Here is an 18126-nt window from a genome sequence, read left to right as displayed (position 1 = left end):
AGTAAAATTAAAACCAACCGAAAAATCAGAAAAACAAAGTAGGACTTAATTTAATAATTGCATTGTTTCCATAACCTATAGTTGACACCACACTATCCATCATATCGGAATTTTTTACGTGTATTGAAATTAAATACTCTGAATCTACACTGTTAAGAACGAGGCATTCGCTCATCATTAACTGCTTAGTATCAACATTTACTACTCCATCGATCGTCCATCGATCGCTATTTATATTCGACCAGTCGAAATTGGTCACATCGCTCAAACAATAAACTATACGCGACCTGTTTGCAGCTGCATTCCCCTCAGAATATATCGTATAGTTCGAAAGACAAACACGGCGATCCACTTCAATAATTACGATTTTATCTGGATGCTCACGTTGTTTTTCGTAGAGCATTGCATTTCGAGGGTTAAAATACATCGGAACGTAATCATGAAGGGATTTCTTGTGAACTGGATCAACCCGTTCACGGCGAGAATTCACCGTTGGATTACTAATATCTAGGTATTCTGGAGCGCTATTGTGAGATGAAAGCCCGAAATTCATGATACTTTTTAAATTACTCATGTGAGTCATATGAAACAGTCGGAAATTTGAGCGATCTAAAAAATTCTCTTTAATTGGAAGTAGAAAATCTCCGAATTTGATCGGCCAAACAACAGCGCGATTACCATCACTCAGATCTCTATAGCTACCTCCGACATCCACATGTTTCCCTAAATCAGTTAAATCGTATCGAGAATCTGATCTAGTAATATACCCATCTTTTATAAGCTTATCAAAAATAAAAGGCTTTGCTTTTAAACCCACAATCCTTCCTAAATTACTTGTTGATACACCCTCAGAAGAAACAAAATGATCTAAATCAATAAATTTATTTTTCGATTTTTTATCAAAGTAAACACGTAAATCACTGCCATTATTTTCTTTTGAATTTTCAAAAGAACCATTATTATCGGAAAAATCATTAGGAAGAACTATAGATTTTTTCAAATCCTTTTGCGCTTTATCATCGTTAATAATCGAAACACTATTCCGATTGATAATTCCTAAAATATAATCAGACAAAAGCATTTCTTGGATCAAGAGAAACTCTTTAAAGCTGCTACTTGCAATTTTATCAGCTTCTCTCTCCAACATGCGGTCAGAGTTGACATGACTTAATGTCTGAGCCAGAATATCGCAGGCTTTTTTGAGCTTTTTAATTCGTTCTTCGGCGACGATATCGGAAATTTCTCCCGGCAATACGGGAGGAAAATGAAGAATGTGAAGCTCAATTTTAGCCTCTTTCTTATTATTAGTTTTAGACCTTAAATTAGCCAGAGCCTTATAATAACCTTCTTTCAGGCTTGGATTACTATCCAATTGGCGCTCTATTTCACAGCTATGCTTAGCTGATTTTAAAACGCATTCTACAGAGAAAACAAGTCTATTGATTTGTATGAACAAATCTCTATTAGCTGCTATTCTAGCGTTTTCATTTTCAATATAATTAGTAAGCTTTTCCGCCGATTTCTCCACCCCTACTGCGGCGACATTAACGGAATTCGCTACACTAGTGACGCGTTCAAGTATTGATGCAATTGTTAATTTTTCGATCGGTGCATCAACCCCTTGGAGCAGATGCTTCGATCCTGAGCTATTTATATTTTTTCTATCACTATATTTTGACGAAATGTCATGGTTCTTAGCTTTATCAAATTGCTGTTGCGGCTGTTCCGAAACTTTCTCTGAGAGTGCCTTTTCCTTCTCAGGAATCAGTGATGATAAAAGCCAAACCGTGCCCCAAGCTGTGCCTAGTTGGAGAAGCATCAAGCCACTTGTCCATACAGCAAAGAATGTCCAGAGTGTCCAGAGACAAGCTACACCTATCATGGCCCCAGACGAAAAGATTCGCGACACAGCAACACTGGCCGCAACCATTATCTGCCAGATGAGAATTATTTCCATAAGATTGCCCCATACACCACAAACTGCCCGTCATTCGAGGCTGCTTTAGCATCAACTAAAAGGTGTAGACAAGAATTCCTCTTAGAATTGCTATTCTTAAACTTGCGGACAAAAACAGCGGGCAGTCCTTGGCTCCCCCCTACGGGGCGTCCTATGCATGATCTTCAATAGTTACATGAGATCAACATGGCAATTATCCGCAAACTCAGAGGCCGCTGTCAGGTGCAGGCCTACGGACAGGGTTAAAAAACGCGATAATTCATGAGGCATTTCGGTATCTACATTTCCGAGAATTATCTCAATCCAAGATGCTTTCAAAACGCAGTTCAGCATTAGGACTGGTCAGCGAATATCTCTCGATCTTGCATGAGCCCTTTTTCCGAACAGGTGCTGCACCTCGTAGGACAAATGTATGCCAAGTGCCTTCAGGTTGACCTTTGACTTTATAAGGCGCCGGGCTGCAGCCTTTTTTGAAAACATAAGCGGTCCCCTCTATTGGACGGCCAGTCTCAAAATAGTCCCACGGGCGACCTTTGAACAGAACGTGACCCGGCGATATTGTTCCACGGATCGACTTCTTTGGATTTTTATAAGCGATAATCCCATTCTTGTAGTCGACAAGCATCAACGACCCATTGTGATCAAACTCCGGCGCTCGTGTCTTCACCGAGACCTTTCCTGGGTGCGGTAAGAGACCATGTTTAGTCTCAGATTTGGCGGCTGCAACCGGACTCTCTTCCTGATTTGCGCTTGGAAAGTCTTCGGCCAGAACTTCTTTTCCGTCTTCACACTTTTTCCAAAGATGGTAGCTGCCATCGACAAACCGCCATGTCGGAAAACAAAAGCCTGGCCCACCAATGACAACGTCTGCCATCTGCCCGTTTTCACGCGGCAGATATTCAAGTTCGGCAGAATCAAAACCGAACTCTCTTTTCCAGTCACCATTTCCGTCAGAGATCAGTAGATAAATATGCTGGCCCGACCGGCCATAGCAGCTGCTCGCACCATTCCCCAGTTCCGCTGGAGAACTCGTAATCTCCAGCTCCTTTATGCCATCGCCATTCAGATCAATCTGCTTTACGGCATAGTCAATGCTAGTGCCCGCATCTTTGGCACATTCAACAGCTCCATCTTTTTCAAATGAAGCGAGATCGGCGACAGCTTCATCAACGATCTCTTTCGACCAAGTAGGATTATTACTTTTTGGCGGTGCTGCGCTACCTGCTGACCGATCATCAACCGTAAACGCGCCGAGGCTAGTCTCGGTCGCAGACGCGACTCCAGCGTCAATTATATAGAAAGCTGACGAAATGCACGCAACTGCGCAAACAAAAGACCTACCCATGACCCACCCCATTTTCAGTTGATCTAGCATCAACCATGAGGTGCAGACAAGGATACCTCTGTGAAATGCAACTCATTGTTACCAAGCTTCGCTCCACGTCGGGCTAGCTTAATCGCATGGCCATCTCTGCGCGGCTCAGCGCTTGTATGAAATCAAGCGCCACGCTCAAGGCACGAAGGTTCCAGCCAATATTGTTCTATTCGCCATAATTCGCCATCTGTCACACGCCTAATTTCATCAATCGTCTTCTGATATTCGTCAGAGCTAAAATTTGACCATCCTATCATGTAGCGAGTGCGCCAAAAGTCAGCAGCTCCCCCGATATCCCTCCTAGCCAGTTCCGTTAAAAGAAGCCGATCAATAGGTGGGTGCAATGAGTTGGCCTTATTTCTGTTTTCAGAGTTGATAATCTCGAGGCAAGGCCCTGAAAGATACAGCGCTTTAAAATAACAATTGAGTAATTTTGCCGCCACACCATGGGTGAAACGTTGCGGCCCAACTCTCAGCACGTCACTAGCGGCCGTGCATAACTTATTGCGCAAAGCGAGATGCATGGTGTCAAAATCTTGAGGTGATGGAAGATCCTTCCATTCTGAATAATCCAATAGTCCAACTTGTTGGATTAGCTGCAAACCTTCCTCTCTGGTGAACCGACATTTCGTCGAAGAACGCGCCGCAGTTGCAGCAGCCCACCCAGCAAATCTTTGTCTATGCTCAGCAAACGTGTAGCCCCCACGCTTAAAATCAATTCTTTGTATCATCATCCGAATCCGTCGAATTTTTCGCCCCAATACCCATCAATCTTAAACCATCTTTAACTGACTTACTTACATTTATAGCATTTTCAAAAGATGACGGTGATATATTTAAATATCTTAGTGTTTCAACTGATTTCAAGGAGTTTCGAATATCATCTATACCCAAACCCAAAATATGATCATTGCGCGATTCAACTAAAGAAGGATAGTTTGATATCTCTTTCTTTTGCCTGTCCAATAATATCTTCAATTCTCTTAACTCGGATTGCATTAATGTATTTTTACTAGAAATCGATTCTATTTTTTTAAGCTTATCGTTTAACTGCTCTTCGATATCCGAAACTCTTGATCTCGCAAGATTTCGTTCTTCGGTCATTGCTGCAAGATCTGTAGATAGCCGATTTACAAATGTCCCCATTTCATCTGCGGCCCCGCTAAGTCTGTTAAATATATGTAAGAAATCTTTAATAAGCGGATTGCTCGAAAAGTCAGGATATCTTATTTTATGATCAATTTCGCTCCAACCTTCTTCAAATATTGTTCTTACTTGCAGCTCCGACTTTACAGTCTTTTTGGTAAAGTTAGTTTCAATTATATAATGAATTGAACGATAACCGTCTGTGTGCTCCTCCACCTTAAGCTGAAGCTTTTTATAAATGTCACGAAGATCATCTGTATCTCCTTTTCTCACATATGCTATGGGTTCTTCATCTAAAACCCACGTCTCTATTATGGACGTATGTAAAGAAGGAAAATCACCTTTGAATAAATGCAAAGCACGAATTCCAATAAGGTCAGTAACTATATCTCTATAGTTTTCCTTAGAAATATTTTCGTATTTTTCTACACCGGAAGACTTTTTTCTAATTATCTTTCTAATCAAATGATTGGGATCTTTTATTCTCCATCTAACAGAATGAACGCCCGGGAGTTTTTGTATAAGGCGGCTCAAACTTACAGCGATTTCAATGAAATTATCTTGATTTCTTTTAAAATCGGTATGTATTTCATACAAATTCTTCTTTTGAATTCCCAGCGCTTCCCATTTGTCCAAATCAAGATCACACTGCTCAGCGAACTTTTTTTCATCGAATTCCATTAGAATCCCTCCCATCGTGTATCGTTAGTCTAGTTTTTGTTATTCATGCCGTCGATCGTAGCTACTCTATTCAGTTATTTTAAAAATTATTTCGCAAATATCGAATGAACACTTATTACTTTCGCTAATTCACGGTCGACATACGCGTATTCTTCAACAGCAATTGGAGATTACGTGTCAACGATCCGAAAGCTCAAAGCATGTGAGCAATCATTCATCAATTTAATTGGATGATTCTATGTGGCTAATCACCGAATAATTAAGATAAATATTTAGAATTCTCCCGATTACTAAAGAAAAATCACCTCGGGCCACTGCCAAAACTGCAGCGACCCGAGATTAAAACTACTTCTTCTTTATCGTCTCAACGATATGCGTGTGGGGTTTGGCTTTGGCCGTAGAGACCTTAGTAAAGCGACCTGTAACCGCACTGCGACCAATTTTCGTTGATTTTGCCATTTTGAATTCACCTCCTTCCGAACTTTAAAGGACTTCAACTGTGGCCCAGCAATTCGTAACCGAACTGCTTATTGCACCGGAAAGTCTGGAGGCAATTGTTTGGCAGCAGGTATGTCAGGGAAGATCCTGCCCTTAGTCACATCGGCAATACGACCAAAATTCAAACCTGCATAATAACCCGTTATCCAAGAGTATGGGATATTCTTCTTTCGGGCTAACTTGATGATCGGAACCATGTCCGGGGTCACCTTACGGTCCTGCATATCCTTTCCTTTCCAGAAAGGTTGCGGCCGAATAACGGTTGACCTGATTGTTGAAATGAATCATGATCAAACTGCGAAGATGTCCGTTATGCGGCCATTGTTCTGATCCGAAACCATTTTCGGACCAGTTCTGAGCCTCGGCCTGCAAGCCATGGCTATGTCATATTCATGGCGACTGCTGAGACAACATGGCTGTGATGCCATATTAAATCAGGAAACAGTTTCCATAGAATGCGTGGCGTTTTTCGGAGGGCTGCTAAGGCCAGTTATTGGCTTCCGGCCCTTCGATTTGCTTCTTACAAAGTTCTAAGCTTGAGAAGCTGGTCGTTTCCAGACTAAGTCACACCTAGCCAAACTAACCGACAAAGAGATACCTCGAATTATACGACTCTAAATAAATCGACATGCTTTTCACCCCGAAGCTTTTGAGGGGATGTCCGGGGCGTCAAAAGACGTGACAAAACTTTGCCAACATCTATCACGCACCAACCGACACCCCGCCCGTTGACGTTCTTGTGCAAGGCAGGTCTCCTGGCTCACGACTTAACGCTTTTTGCCCACCTTCCCGGTTTGACCCAGTGGCATATGGACAGAAAACTCGCCGCTTACAGTTGCGGGGGCAGCTACGGCATAACTACATTCATCATGGATATAGCGCACCGTATTTCCATCTTCGCTTTCAATCCTTACGAATCGTAAGAACCTTGAACACAAGATATAGTATCTGAAGTTAAAAACTCGTCAACGGATAGACGGATCAAATTTATTTAATGTTGGCTTAATTGAGGCTTGCCTGTGAATAGCAGGGATATCGATCTTATCAGTGAACAGGCAGCTTTGGCTTGAAAAGAAAACATTTAGCAAAGTAGAGACTGGTAACACACTGCAAATCCATACTTTAAAGCATGTTTAAGAATTATATCTTCGAACCAGAAGGGAATAGATATTGGCTCCCCATCCGGGGCGTCCTACGCGTAATCTTCAATATTCATTGGAGATCACATGGCAACGATCCGCAAACTCAGAGGACGCTGGCAAGCACAGGTTCGCAGACGTGGGATGAAACCTCGCTGCAAATCATTCGACAGCAAGACCGAAGCCGAGAAGTGGGCGCGCGAACTGGAAAATCAGGTCGACAAGTTCGGCGCTGCACCAGACACGCGCATACTCGAAAGCACTACACTCGGCGAATTGATGAAACGATACGCCGAAGAAGTATCGCCATCAAAGCGCGGTGCCACTCAAGAAATACAACGCCTCGGTGTGCTTCAGCGTCATGATCTCGCTTACCGGACGCTGGTCGGTTTGTCACAACAGGACATTGCATCATTCAGAGATGAGCGCCTGAGGACAGTGAAGCCAGCCACCGCCGTCCGTGAGCTTGCTATATTGAGCCACGTTCTCGATGTAGCGATGCGCGACTGGGGTTATCCCCTCGCCCAGAACGTCGTGAAGATGATCCGGCGACCGAGCATCAACAACGCACGTTCACGTCGTCTCACCACTTCCGAAGAGCAGCGCTTATTAACCGCCTGTGACGACGGTAGAGTCGAATGCTTCCGTGCGCTGGTCATTGTAGCCATCGAAACCGGGATGCGTCGTGGTGAGCTTCTGGGACTCAAATGGAGCGACATCTCACATAACCGCCGGGTGATCTCATTGGCGATGACCAAGAACGGGACGAGCCGCGAGGTTCCACTATCGAAACGAGCGTATCAAACGCTGATGATGCTGAAGCAGTGCGATAGCATAGATCAATCTACTCCGTTTGGCATGACGATCTCAGCATTTGACCAAACTTGGAAGCGTGTGATCAAGCGCAGCGGTATCTTGGATCTGAAGTTCCACGATCTGCGCCACGAAGCCGTCAGCCGGTTCTTCGAACTCGGACTTAATATTATGGAAGTGAGCACCATCAGCGGTCACAAAGAGCTGTCGATGCTGAAGCGCTACACCCATTTGAACGCTGACAGTTTAGTATCTCGTCTAGGGTAGATTGATCTACGCAACGTAATTTTACGGAGTAATTAGGATGATGAAGTCCTAGAAAAATCCGCTTTTATTAAAGGGGATGCTTTCTGGTGCCAGAGCGGTATGGCAATATAGCCACCGCTCCTGTGCGTGATTGCTTTAATTCCGACAAGAAACGACCGGAGAATGAGGTTTCGCTCAACCTCGACAGTCCACATTCGACGCAGTGATCTGTCAGCATCTTCCTAAGGAATTAAGAAGATTGTTGTCGCTAGCTTTCCCCTAAGTTTCCACAAAAAAGCCTAATTGTGAAAAAAGCGATCAGAATAAGCTTTAAATATAAAATATAATCAGAAAAACATAATCAAATCATTTAGAGCGCTGATATCTGATACGTTTCATTCTGTAAAGCAGGCGAATTGCCACCTTATACAAATATATTTTGAAAAAGTTCGAGCATTACTTCGAACAATTGCTATATACGCAAAATTAAGAGCAAGAGCTCAATTCACCGTCACAGTTAAAAGAAACGTGCTTAGAGCGCGGAGGAGAAGTTTTGTCTAAATTTCACACTACAGTTCAAGAGAGGCTTATTGATAATACTCAGGCCCAGAAACTAATTATGCCAGACCTCTTGGCACGAGAACGCGAAGCGTCACAGACAAAGTGGTATGAATATCGCTTCATGTCCCCATTGGCCGCGACCAAGCATTTTGCGGAGCTTTATAAAACTGCTCTCAAAAGATACGTGCGTGAGAACCAAGACGCTGAGCTTGCCGATAAAGTTCGAGGTATGTCACCTGACCTCTTTACCAAAGCAAGTGCTTCTTTGACTGAATTCTGGAACGCCCGTCTACATGCAGACGAAATGGGCCTTCCTTACGAAATTCTCATCGAATTTGGATTTCACTTTGCAAGTCGCCGTAAGTGGAAGCACTCACCAAGACCAGGGCAATTGTTTGGCAGTGATAATTCCAAAGCAATTTGGTGGGAAATGCTGGAGCCATTCGCCAAAGAACGTATCCCGCTATGTTTCAGTAACCTCAATGATCTGCCGCAATACCATCAAAAGAACTATGAGGGCACGCCAACGCAAGCCGATTTCCGTTCTTATATCCGTGAGGTTTTCGTTACACAAAACAGACCTTGGCATCATAAGTTCGCCAAATTCTGTATTGAGCAGCAATTTCTACCAGTAGCTGTCGCAATTGATTGCGTGCCGGAAGATCAACGCAAGTCAGTTGTAGAAATCGTTAGAGCTGAATGTGCGCAGGGCATCCTTACTGCCAAACCGGCAGTATCACTTCGTTGGATCAGTAACGCGCCAAGTTGCTTCGGCATTCCAGCCGCAATCAATCATAGCTCCGAACAATGCACCAGTTGTCCGTTCGCATCAAAATGCACCGCTATCGTTAGCGACATCACTAATCAGATGCAAACACGTTTCGGGTGTCTGTCGCCTCTTGAAGATAGCCGGGAGCAGAAAAGGAAAGAAGGACAAAGACGCCGCACGGCAAGACATCGTGCGAATAAAAGAGCAGCATCCATTCAAGGCCCGGGGGCATGAAAAGATTAACCGGGGATGTGAGATTTGTAACGGTCAACCTAATATCTTATAACCTTAAAAAGGAAAACTATTAGGCTTACCGTTACATCCTCTTTCTTTATATCTCCCGGTTGTTCAAAAGTCTCCGTCTTAAAGAAACTGGGAAGTAGCTAACAACAAACAACCCAATCAACAGCGTTTCCGGTTAGGTATGCAGCCCTTGGCGCACGCTTCATATAAACTCTTAAAATGACTCACTGGCAAGCGGCACCCCCTGACCAGACATTTGCACTCATCGCTAAAGAATGCGCGCCTGTGACTCGCTATGAGTCAAATAGAGGCAACCTATGTGCGCTCGTCGCGCTTCAATATACGAAGCAGCGTGCGAGGGTGGATACTATGCCTCTTTGCAACATCATCGACCGACGCCGACCCTGCCGCGAGAACCAGACGAGCCTCCCGGCGCTCTTCGTCTGTCATCGCTGGCCGCCTACCGATCTGACTGCCACGAGCACGCGCAGCAGCCATTCCAGCTCTCGTTCGCTCACTGATCAGCGAACGCTCAAATTCTGCCATGCTTGCTAGGACGTGCAGGAGTAGTCGTCCGGCGGGTGTGCTGGTGTCCAAGCTCTCACTGAGTGACCGGAACTCTACTCCCCGCTCGTTCAATTCACGGACAAGCTTGAGCAGCTCGAACAATGATCGACCAAGACGATCCAAGCGCCATACAGTGATCGTATCGCCGCGACGCAGTGAGCGAAGCAGCTTGGTCAATCCCGGACGAGAGAAGTCTGCGCCGGAGAACCCGTCATCGGTCAAGACACGCGCACAGCCTGCGGCAGTCAAAGCGTTTAACTGAAGATCAAGGCTCTGCTCGGTTGTGCTTACACGCGCATATCCAAAATTCCGCATCATTGCTCCATTTCAACGCCAGTGCCAAAAAAACTATTTCGTGCACGATACTCACCAAACCATTGATTTAAAGGAACCTTTTTGTGCAGCACAGGTTTATCTGTTGACCGCTCGCCAGCACTGAAGGAAATCAGCACGTTAGCGCGGATCAAAATTGTTCGGGTTCGTTATGACGGAACCCTTCCCTTTCGTGCAGAAATTATTGCACCTTGGGGAGGTTCAATGCGCTTTCTGGCTGTAGACAAAAAACACTCTGGCAACCTAATAGCGTCGGTCACTCGGCTAGTTAGGCCTTGTATCGTGTTTTCGATACTCGTGATCGGAACACCAGCATCCGCGCATGAACTCGACACACCATTTTATGTCGCAATGCAGCCGTATGCCGTTCTCAAACGCACGTCCATCGCTTGTGGCTTGCCCGAAGACGATCACCGCGCATACCGGAAAAGGTTGCTTGCCATCATCAGTCAAGTCGAAGAGATTGATATTAGTTCGGCAAGACGCGCCCTACAGAAAGCATATGAAACCGATGCGCAACTCGGTGGCCTAGAATGCTCCGAAGCGCTTAAGGATCGGTATAAGTATACAGTCGAAAGGGGCATTAATCGTGACTTGGATTACCTTCAAGAAGAGGTTGATGACTATTTGAGAAAATCACAGTAGATCAATCTACAAATTAAACATTCTTGTTATTATCAAGCCACAACTCTAATGCAGTCAAAATTTCTGGCTTCAATGTAGTATTGTTAAATAATGCGCCTGAAACCGAGTTATTGAGAGGTTTAGCGCCGATCTCACGCATCACATGCCCCATTTTCATACCCCGAATTAGCATAATAGCCTCTATTCGTGACTTTGCCCAAGGCAGGAGACGGCGACCTACAGCAATCGGTGGAGGCATCCCATTCAGTGTAGGCGCATGTTGGGCGATAATACCATGCTCACTGTGCAACCAGCTTACAAAATCGCGTCGTTCGTGAGAACTAGCCTTCTCCCAAGCATTTTTCATCTCGTGCAAGCGAGTGCGCTTGGTCTTAAGTCCCGCAGCCAACGCGGCATCAGTGATTGATCGATATTTTCCAGCCTGTAGATCGGCATAGATAATTGGAAAATCACGCTTTAAACGATCTTCGTAATACGCATTATCACGAACTGTCTTTTTTGACATTCTGATATTCAGCCCCTGATCATCATTTGTAGCTTAATAAGATCCGCGGCAGCGCTTGGCATAGCACAATCTAAGAAGCAATGTCTGATGTAAGCTTGGACCTTGGGCTGCTCCATCTATACCCATTAAAGCGATCACTCGCAGACATTCGGACCATATGGCAACTCACAGTTTCTCCTCAAATTTACAAGCCAATGGTGCAGAATATTCGTCTTTCCCGCTTTTTTGCTTGGCGGCGTCACAACTTATGGTATGCATTCGTTGGGCAAGGGGGAAAATTATGGCCAAGATGCGACCGTTTTCTATTTATCTTTTGAAACCAACCTTCAATGCAACGAATTCACTTAAAGATGGTCACGGCCTTGTTGGGGCTGAAGCGACCCACCTTCCCGCGAACGCGATTTTATATATTCTTGACTCGGATCCAAAGTCTCCATGGTGGCGAGCGTATTTCGGCGTCACGGAGGCCCTAACTCAAGAATTTAAGGGTGCTCTCGTGTTTCTACCTGTCGGCGAACGCTGCTTCGCCCTATCCTTCGGACAGGTATTCCATCATCTTGACGACGAAGCTTACGAATACGATTTTGGGCTCCGTGTCACGCTAAACAGCGTCGATCCCAACGAACTCAAGAGTGCCGACATGGTTGCGCCCGGCGTAGCAAGGCGCAAACGAACACAAGTGCCAGTCTCAACTGAATTGACTTATCTCGACTTCGACGGCAACAGCGAAATTATCAAGAGCCTTACTGGGAAAGTGAAGGAGCAATATGATGAGCTTTTCAGGAACGCCACCGGTTCGACATCGCTAAAAGTAGGTCTTGATCTGGAACCAGATGAACTTCCCGGCATATGCGAAACTTTATTGAGCCTCTACGAATCCGAGGATTATAAGGCTTCATTTCCAAATATTCAGAATATATCGCCAGTCCATGACCCGTCCAAGGTAATGGAACTTGATGAGATTTTGCTACTCTCATTAAAAGCGCAAGATGGTAAGGCAACTCTCACGATACCCGATATCGTTGACTATCGTGATAACACATGTTGCCTTTTCCAAGGTGATGGACGAGCCAGTAATGTATATCCAGATATATCGCTGGAAGAATTCTATGATTTCCTTGGCGCCGATTACGATCTTGCGGGCATGACGTTTGATGCCCTCAAAACTTTCCGCATGATGTTGACAGACGTCGATGGCGCACCAGGTAGAAGCTATAGCCTCTATCGAAGTTTAATCTACGATGGAGAAATCGCAGCAGAAGGCGTGGTTTATCATTTATGTGAAGGAAAGTGGTATCGCGTCGAAAAAAGCTATGTCGAGCGGCTGAAAAACTACCTGGATACAAAATGCGTCGATGCCGATTTACCACCCTACAATCACGATGCCCTCAAGAACGGCAAAGCCATATACAGCGAAGAGAACTACAATTCGGCCGTTCCTATCTGGAACGATACATTTATATGTTTGGACCAGACAGACATAAGCCCTGCGGGTAGCACGCAAATAGAACCTTGCGATATTTACACTACCGTCGCTGACCCTAATATTGTGAGTGGTCGCCGTGCGATCTTTTATCACCTCAAGATTTCGACGCGCTCCTCGCACCTCAGCCATCTATTCAATCAGGGGGTAAATTCTGCCGACCTAATCCAATTGGAGGGAACATCGCAGCAAAAAATTAAGGATTTAGTGACCGCGAGACTAAACCGAAACGATCCGGCCGCTCTATTGACCCCTCTCGATACTTTCGACTTCAAAGTTGTTTTCGGAATCATCACTCATAAGAATAAGGACGAAAAATCGGACAATCTGCCGCTGTTCTCAAAAATTAGCCTCATGCGCAATATGCAGCAGCTGGATGTTCGAAAAATACCTTGCGCACTTATGTTCATCAATGACGAAAGCCCCAAAAAGCAAGGGCATCCAAAGCACGAAAAGATACTGGTTGAGATTGTAGATATTGGTGGTGAAAAGACCGCAGTGAAAGCGGTTGATGGCCAAGGGTATGATCCGGAGACATCGATTAAGTCATGCCCTCAAATAGTCCGAGAAAGTGCTATCGGCACACGCTTCCGACTGACGGTGAAAAAGGCTGATGATGGATCACTCTCAAGCTTTCATGGTTGGCCTTTTGAAGTCGTGGTATGAAGTGATTCCGCGATTATCTGGCACGCTTCGGCCACACTTCAATCATTGAGATTTATTTCCAACTCCTGTTTTTCCATTTATGGAAACACCACACTAAGCTTTTCAAGTTCTTTTGCATGCGGAGACGTATTTAACTTGGCCAGCCCCCGCACTCGAAATGCGGCGTGGGGGTAACTCCACCGTGGGTTCGAATCCCACCCTCTCCGCCATATGATCCTTAAGCCGTAAGGTTTACCCGCGATCCGCTGATTTTCTGCTATCTTGGAGGCCAGCGCCAAAATTAGGTAGGGCCACACTCTCGGCACGTCCTGGTTTGAAACCAAGAGGATCAAGGGCTGCTTTTCCGAACCGAGACCAGCAACATCATCGGACGCTCTTGCTCTTCGGCCAGCTCCGGCATTTCAGCGATCTGGTCGGCGGCGGGGGCAAACTCGATTATCTGACGCAACTCGAAACCTGCCCCGATGAGCGCGTTGACCGTGGTCGCCAATGTCCGGTGATACTTCAAGACATCCTTCGCAAACCAGTCCGTCCGGCGCTCCCCCTCGTGGGAATAGCCATTTACTGGCCAGGTCTTGCGGCCATCTTGGTCCTGTGTCCAATGCGGATGTGCGGCCGCCATAAATATTGGATGTTCGATCGTGAAGACCATATCTCCGCCGGGCACGAGTGCGTTGTGAATCATCTGGGTTAGTCGCTTGAAGTCCGCCACGTAATGGAATGTCAGAGCGCTATAAACGAGATCAAATGCTGCTTGGGGCAGATCCAGCGCTTCCAAGTTGGCAATCCGATATTCTATCGCGGGGTCCTCGGTGGTTTTGCCTGCCCGCTCGATCATATTCTCAGACAGATCGATACCTAGAACCGAGATTGCACCTTGATCGCGAAACCATCGGGCCGTCCAGCCGAAGCCGCAGCCTAGATCGACCACACGCTTACCAGCCATCGAAGGCAGCAAGGTTTGTATAGCGGGCCATTCCGGCGCGCCGTCCAGTCCTTCTACCTGCCGCGGGAGTTGGCTGTAGCCCGCGAAAAAGTCGGGGTTGTCATAGATATTCTGAGCCAAAATTGTCTCCACTTCAGGCGGGCCAGAGAGCGAGATACCGATTTCTGATCGCCATTAAGTCATCATTGCACCAGACTCCAGAAACCCGACTTCCGGCCATGGTCACGCTTCAGGTCCGCGACATACGCATCATGCGGCCGGATGCTTCCGAAGCCCTCGATCTGGTTGCTCAGCGACCTGCACTCCGCGAGGTGTCTTGCCGCATGCTTGTATCGGCTCGACCGGCCGCTCTCCAGAGTGAAATCGATCATCGCCCGTAAAAGAATAGTTGCAGCCAAAGGATACTTAGCGGATAGCTTCTCTGCCGCATCACTCATTAATTCATAATGATCGCCATCCACCTCACTCGACCGGCTGATAACCAGTTTAGACGCCTCTGCAAGCGATGGATATTGAATAAAGAAATAGAGGGCGTGATTAGCATCAGCGAATGCTTGAACATAAGCAAAAGCCCTTTCTTCCGCTTCAATGTCATCAAAATCAGGAAGACGCTTCACATATTCGCGAAGAAGTTCCACATCGAGCGATTGTTCAAAACTCTTCCAGCGGAACTCTTGCGCTTCATCTTTTCGGCCTACAGCATCAAGCACTTCAGCACGCAAAGCTTGCCATTCTAAAGGAATGTCACGACGGTCATCGAAATCGGTATTATCAAGAGCGGCCAGAGCTTCTTCAGTGCGACCGGCGGCCAAAAGCCTTTGCGCTATATCGATTGTAATGGTTGCGAATTTTCGTGATTTCTCTGGTTGCTGTTCAATATAAAGATCAACGTCGCCTAGTGCATCAGCGATTTGCTGAAGAATGACCTGCACTCTGATCGGCTTACTGCTGCTATAAACCTCGTCAAGATACACCGGACCATTGCTACTCCAGCCGACAACCTCTTTATCTTTCTTTGCTACTTTCTGCTTAGGCTCTTTAGCCCACGCTTCAACTGTCTTCTGAAGCTGCCGCAAACCAGCCTCACCAAGAGCAGGAGCCATAGCACTGATCAGATCATCATACTGACCGTATCCGTTATCTTGTAAAACAGAAAATATTTTCTCGACCAGACTATCATTAGAAACCTTTGCCATTGAAGCAATACGGCCAGCGTCTTCGCTCGCTGCATGAAAGCTTTCAATCAATCGACCACTGCCATCGTGTGAGCGCTCGAAAAGCGAATCGGCCAAGGCGAGAAATTGCCAGATCAGATCGAAAGCCTCTTGTGGATCATTCGGCGCAATTTTCTCAACAATAGATTTACGCTGCGCTTCAAGATCAGCCTTAACAGACTTCACATTCTGCCAGTCAACCCAGCTTTTAGAACGAGCAATACTGCCCAATCGCTTACGGACTTCTCTTGCCAGTTCGGCGCCGCTTGAATTACCGACAAGCTCCATACGAAGAAGGCGCTTATGGTTAGCATTGCCAGTGCTTATCTCGATTAACAATTCAGCAAGTCGCTGAGCGCCTAAAGCCTCAAGGTTTTTAGCGTTTAGTGTCGTTTTCGATGCCATTGATTTTCTCAGCTTTATTTCAGTGCTTACAATAATCACAACATTTCGGGAGGCAACACCTTAACCGAAGGGATAAACCTTGGCTCCGGGGCGCCCTACACGTGATCATCAAATCAAATTGGCCATCACGATCCGGAAGCTCAAAGGCCGCTGGCAGGCACAAGTCCGCAGACGTGGTATGAAACCGCTGAGAATCGTCCGGCATCAGCGCCGAGACCGCAAATTGGCCGATCGATTTATATCGCGGCGAGCGCACCAGTCAGCAATGCGAGCACTTTGTAAAGCGTGCAAGAACAGCATGACGCCTTATCGACTAGAAAATTCACATGTCGCTTGGAAAGCAACCCGCTAGATAGCGGATTGCTAAGTAAGCATCTTTAAGATCACTCGGGAACAGTTGCACCAATGGCTTTAAGCCCAGCAACCGCACATTCGGCGTCGATTGCGCCTGAAGGAGCACCACCCACACCAATACCACCCACCAGAGCATCTCCGATCTTGATCGGAAGTCCGCCAGCCTGAATGACCATACGCGGATCCATATCACGCATTCCAGCATTTGCCTGCTCTGCTGCGATAAACCCTGCGAGTCCTGCTGTGTCGCGTCCTAGTGCAGCAGAAGTAAACGCCTTACCTTCAGCACTTGAGCCGGTGTGAGGGCCAGAGTTGTCTGCTTTTAGTAGTGTCTTAGTGCTGCCGTCACGCCCGACAATAGCAACGCTAACATTGCTGCCTTTCGCACCACACGCCTCAAGCGCAGCTTGTGCTGACTTGACGGCTAATTCAATTGGCAAATAAGGCGATGTCGGTAATTCTTGCGCTATAGAGCTAACTGGAAAAAGAAATACTGATGTGAATAGCAATTTACGAATCATATGTTTCTCCTTTTTTGACACGAGGAAATTAGACCATACTTATATTTACAATTATATGAATAAATGAATTTGAATCCTTGGCTCCCCATCCGGGGCATCCTACGCGTGATCTTCAATCATTACCGGAGATCACATGGCAACGATCCGCAAACTCAGAGGCCGCTGGCAAGCGCAAGTCCGCAGACGTGGAATGAAACCACGTTGCAAATCATTTGATAGCAAGACCGAAGCCGAGAAGTGGGCGCGCGAGTTGGAAAGTCAGGTCGACAAGTTCGGCGCAGCACCAGACACGCGCATACTTGAAAGCACGACGCTCGGCTCGTTGATGAAGCGCTACGCCGAAGAAGTCTCACCATCTAAGCGCGGCGCTACTCAGGAAATCCAGCGCCTTGAAGTGCTTCAGCGTCATGATCTCGCTTACCGGACGCTGATTGGCTTGTCACAGCAGGATATTGCATCATTCAGGGACGAACGCCTGAAGACAGTGAAGCCAGCCACCGCCGTTCGTGAGCTTGCTATTCTCAGCCACGTTCTTGATGTCGCCATGCGTGATTGGGGCTACCCTCTCGCCCAGAACGTAGTGAAGATGATCCGGCGACCGACCATTAACAACGCACGTTCACGTCGTCTCAGTGCCTCTGAAGAGCAGCGCTTATTAACCGCCTGTGACGACGGTAGAGTCGAATGCTTCCGTGCGCTGGTCATTGTAGCCATTGAGACCGGAATGCGCCGTGGTGAGCTTCTGGGACTCAAATGGAGCGACATCTCACACAACCGTCGGGTAATCTCATTGGCGATGACGAAAAACGGGACGAGCCGTGAAGTTCCGCTGTCAAATCGAGCTTATGAAACGCTGATGACGTTGAAGCAGAGCGACAGCGTAGATCAATCTACGCCGTTCGGTATGACGATCTCAGCATTCGATCAGACATGGAAGCGCGTGATCAAGCGTAGCGGTATCTTGGATCTGAAGTTCCACGATCTGCGCCACGATGTGTTTCGGCATGGAATATTGGGTCTGACTCATATTCGATGACTTTCTGGTTGAGAATACTGTGG

15 protein-coding genes, 1 tRNA gene and 1 riboswitch are annotated in these 18126 nt (G+C 46.4%); of the genes, 6 read left to right on the top strand and 10 right to left on the bottom strand.

The genetic code is table 11. From position 1 onward, the window contains the following. Positions 1–25: 25 nt before the first annotated feature. The 5 genes from ACOZHT_RS19875 to ACOZHT_RS19855 all read right to left on the bottom strand — a co-directional run bounded on the left by ACOZHT_RS19875 (position 26) and on the right by ACOZHT_RS19855 (position 5881). Complete coding sequence (locus ACOZHT_RS19875; RefSeq protein ID WP_421566344.1) at positions 26–1957, bottom strand: DUF4433 domain-containing protein; 1932 nt, start codon at positions 1955–1957, stop codon at positions 26–28. Between the two features lie 298 nt (positions 1958–2255). Then, positions 2256–3332, bottom strand: a complete 1077-nt coding sequence (locus tag ACOZHT_RS19870) for a hypothetical protein (RefSeq protein WP_421566343.1) — start codon at positions 3330–3332, stop codon at positions 2256–2258. 122 nt (positions 3333–3454) lie between these two features. Next, positions 3455–4063 (bottom strand): hypothetical protein, encoded by a 609-nt coding sequence (locus ACOZHT_RS19865; protein WP_421566342.1) that lies wholly within the window; start codon positions 4061–4063, stop codon positions 3455–3457. Further along, positions 4047–5159 (bottom strand): RelA/SpoT domain-containing protein, encoded by a 1113-nt coding sequence (locus tag ACOZHT_RS19860; protein ID WP_421566341.1) that lies wholly within the window; start codon positions 5157–5159, stop codon positions 4047–4049. The genes ACOZHT_RS19865 and ACOZHT_RS19860 overlap by 17 nt, the downstream gene beginning before the upstream one ends. A gap of 527 nt (positions 5160–5686) precedes the next feature. Further along, a complete protein-coding gene (locus ACOZHT_RS19855) occupies positions 5687–5881 on the bottom strand; it encodes a hypothetical protein (protein WP_421566340.1) in 195 nt (64 codons plus the stop codon). 504 nt (positions 5882–6385) lie between these two features. Continuing rightward, positions 6386–6603: riboswitch (cobalamin riboswitch) on the bottom strand. Positions 6604–6883: 280 nt separating this feature from the next. Between ACOZHT_RS19855 and ACOZHT_RS19850 the strand changes: the two genes are divergently transcribed. Continuing rightward, positions 6884–7876 (top strand): site-specific integrase, encoded by a 993-nt coding sequence (locus tag ACOZHT_RS19850; protein WP_421566339.1) that lies wholly within the window; start codon positions 6884–6886, stop codon positions 7874–7876. Positions 7877–8408: 532 nt separating this feature from the next. Next, positions 8409–9419, top strand: a complete 1011-nt coding sequence (locus ACOZHT_RS19845; protein ID WP_421566338.1) for a hypothetical protein — start codon at positions 8409–8411, stop codon at positions 9417–9419. Positions 9420–9743: 324 nt separating this feature from the next. Here ACOZHT_RS19845 and ACOZHT_RS19840 read toward each other — a convergent pair whose 3' ends face one another. Then, positions 9744–10310 (bottom strand): recombinase family protein, encoded by a 567-nt coding sequence (locus ACOZHT_RS19840; RefSeq protein ID WP_421566337.1) that lies wholly within the window; start codon positions 10308–10310, stop codon positions 9744–9746. An 81-nt stretch (positions 10311–10391) separates the two neighbouring features. Between ACOZHT_RS19840 and ACOZHT_RS19835 the strand changes: the two genes are divergently transcribed. After that, on the top strand, positions 10392–10973 hold the full coding sequence (locus ACOZHT_RS19835) for a hypothetical protein (RefSeq protein WP_421566336.1): 582 nt from the start codon (positions 10392–10394) through the stop codon (positions 10971–10973). A 13-nt stretch (positions 10974–10986) separates the two neighbouring features. Here the strand turns inward: ACOZHT_RS19835 and ACOZHT_RS19830 are convergent, their stop codons facing one another. Continuing rightward, complete coding sequence (locus ACOZHT_RS19830; protein ID WP_421566335.1) at positions 10987–11478, bottom strand: hypothetical protein; 492 nt, start codon at positions 11476–11478, stop codon at positions 10987–10989. Between the two features lie 280 nt (positions 11479–11758). Here ACOZHT_RS19830 and ACOZHT_RS19825 point away from each other — a divergent pair, with 280 nt between their 5' ends. Together ACOZHT_RS19825 and ACOZHT_RS19820 are read left to right on the top strand one after the other, a co-directional pair. Beyond that, on the top strand, positions 11759–13627 hold the full coding sequence (locus ACOZHT_RS19825; RefSeq protein WP_421566334.1) for a DUF6119 family protein: 1869 nt from the start codon (positions 11759–11761) through the stop codon (positions 13625–13627). A gap of 120 nt (positions 13628–13747) precedes the next feature. Further along, a tRNA-Ser gene (locus ACOZHT_RS19820) sits at positions 13748–13836 on the top strand. Between the two features lie 119 nt (positions 13837–13955). Here the strand turns inward: ACOZHT_RS19820 and ACOZHT_RS19815 are convergent. From ACOZHT_RS19815 to ACOZHT_RS19805, 3 genes are all read right to left on the bottom strand, one after another. Continuing rightward, positions 13956–14693, bottom strand: coding sequence for a class I SAM-dependent methyltransferase (locus tag ACOZHT_RS19815; RefSeq protein WP_421566333.1), 738 nt, complete (start codon positions 14691–14693; stop codon positions 13956–13958). Between the two features lie 62 nt (positions 14694–14755). Continuing rightward, entirely contained in the window at positions 14756–16192 is a 1437-nt protein-coding gene (locus ACOZHT_RS19810; protein ID WP_421566332.1) for a DUF6880 family protein, read from the bottom strand. 383 nt (positions 16193–16575) lie between these two features. Then, on the bottom strand, positions 16576–17067 hold the full coding sequence (locus ACOZHT_RS19805; RefSeq protein WP_421566331.1) for a GlcG/HbpS family heme-binding protein: 492 nt from the start codon (positions 17065–17067) through the stop codon (positions 16576–16578). 133 nt (positions 17068–17200) lie between these two features. Between ACOZHT_RS19805 and ACOZHT_RS19800 the strand changes: the two genes are divergently transcribed. Then, complete coding sequence (locus ACOZHT_RS19800) at positions 17201–18103, top strand: tyrosine-type recombinase/integrase (RefSeq protein ID WP_421566330.1); 903 nt, start codon at positions 17201–17203, stop codon at positions 18101–18103. Positions 18104–18126: the final 23 nt, after the last annotated feature.

This window comes from Ochrobactrum sp. EDr1-4 (genome assembly GCF_049199085.1).
Classification (GTDB): Bacteria; Pseudomonadota; Alphaproteobacteria; order Rhizobiales; family Rhizobiaceae; genus Brucella.
This window is presented reverse-complemented; position numbering and strand designations above follow the sequence as displayed.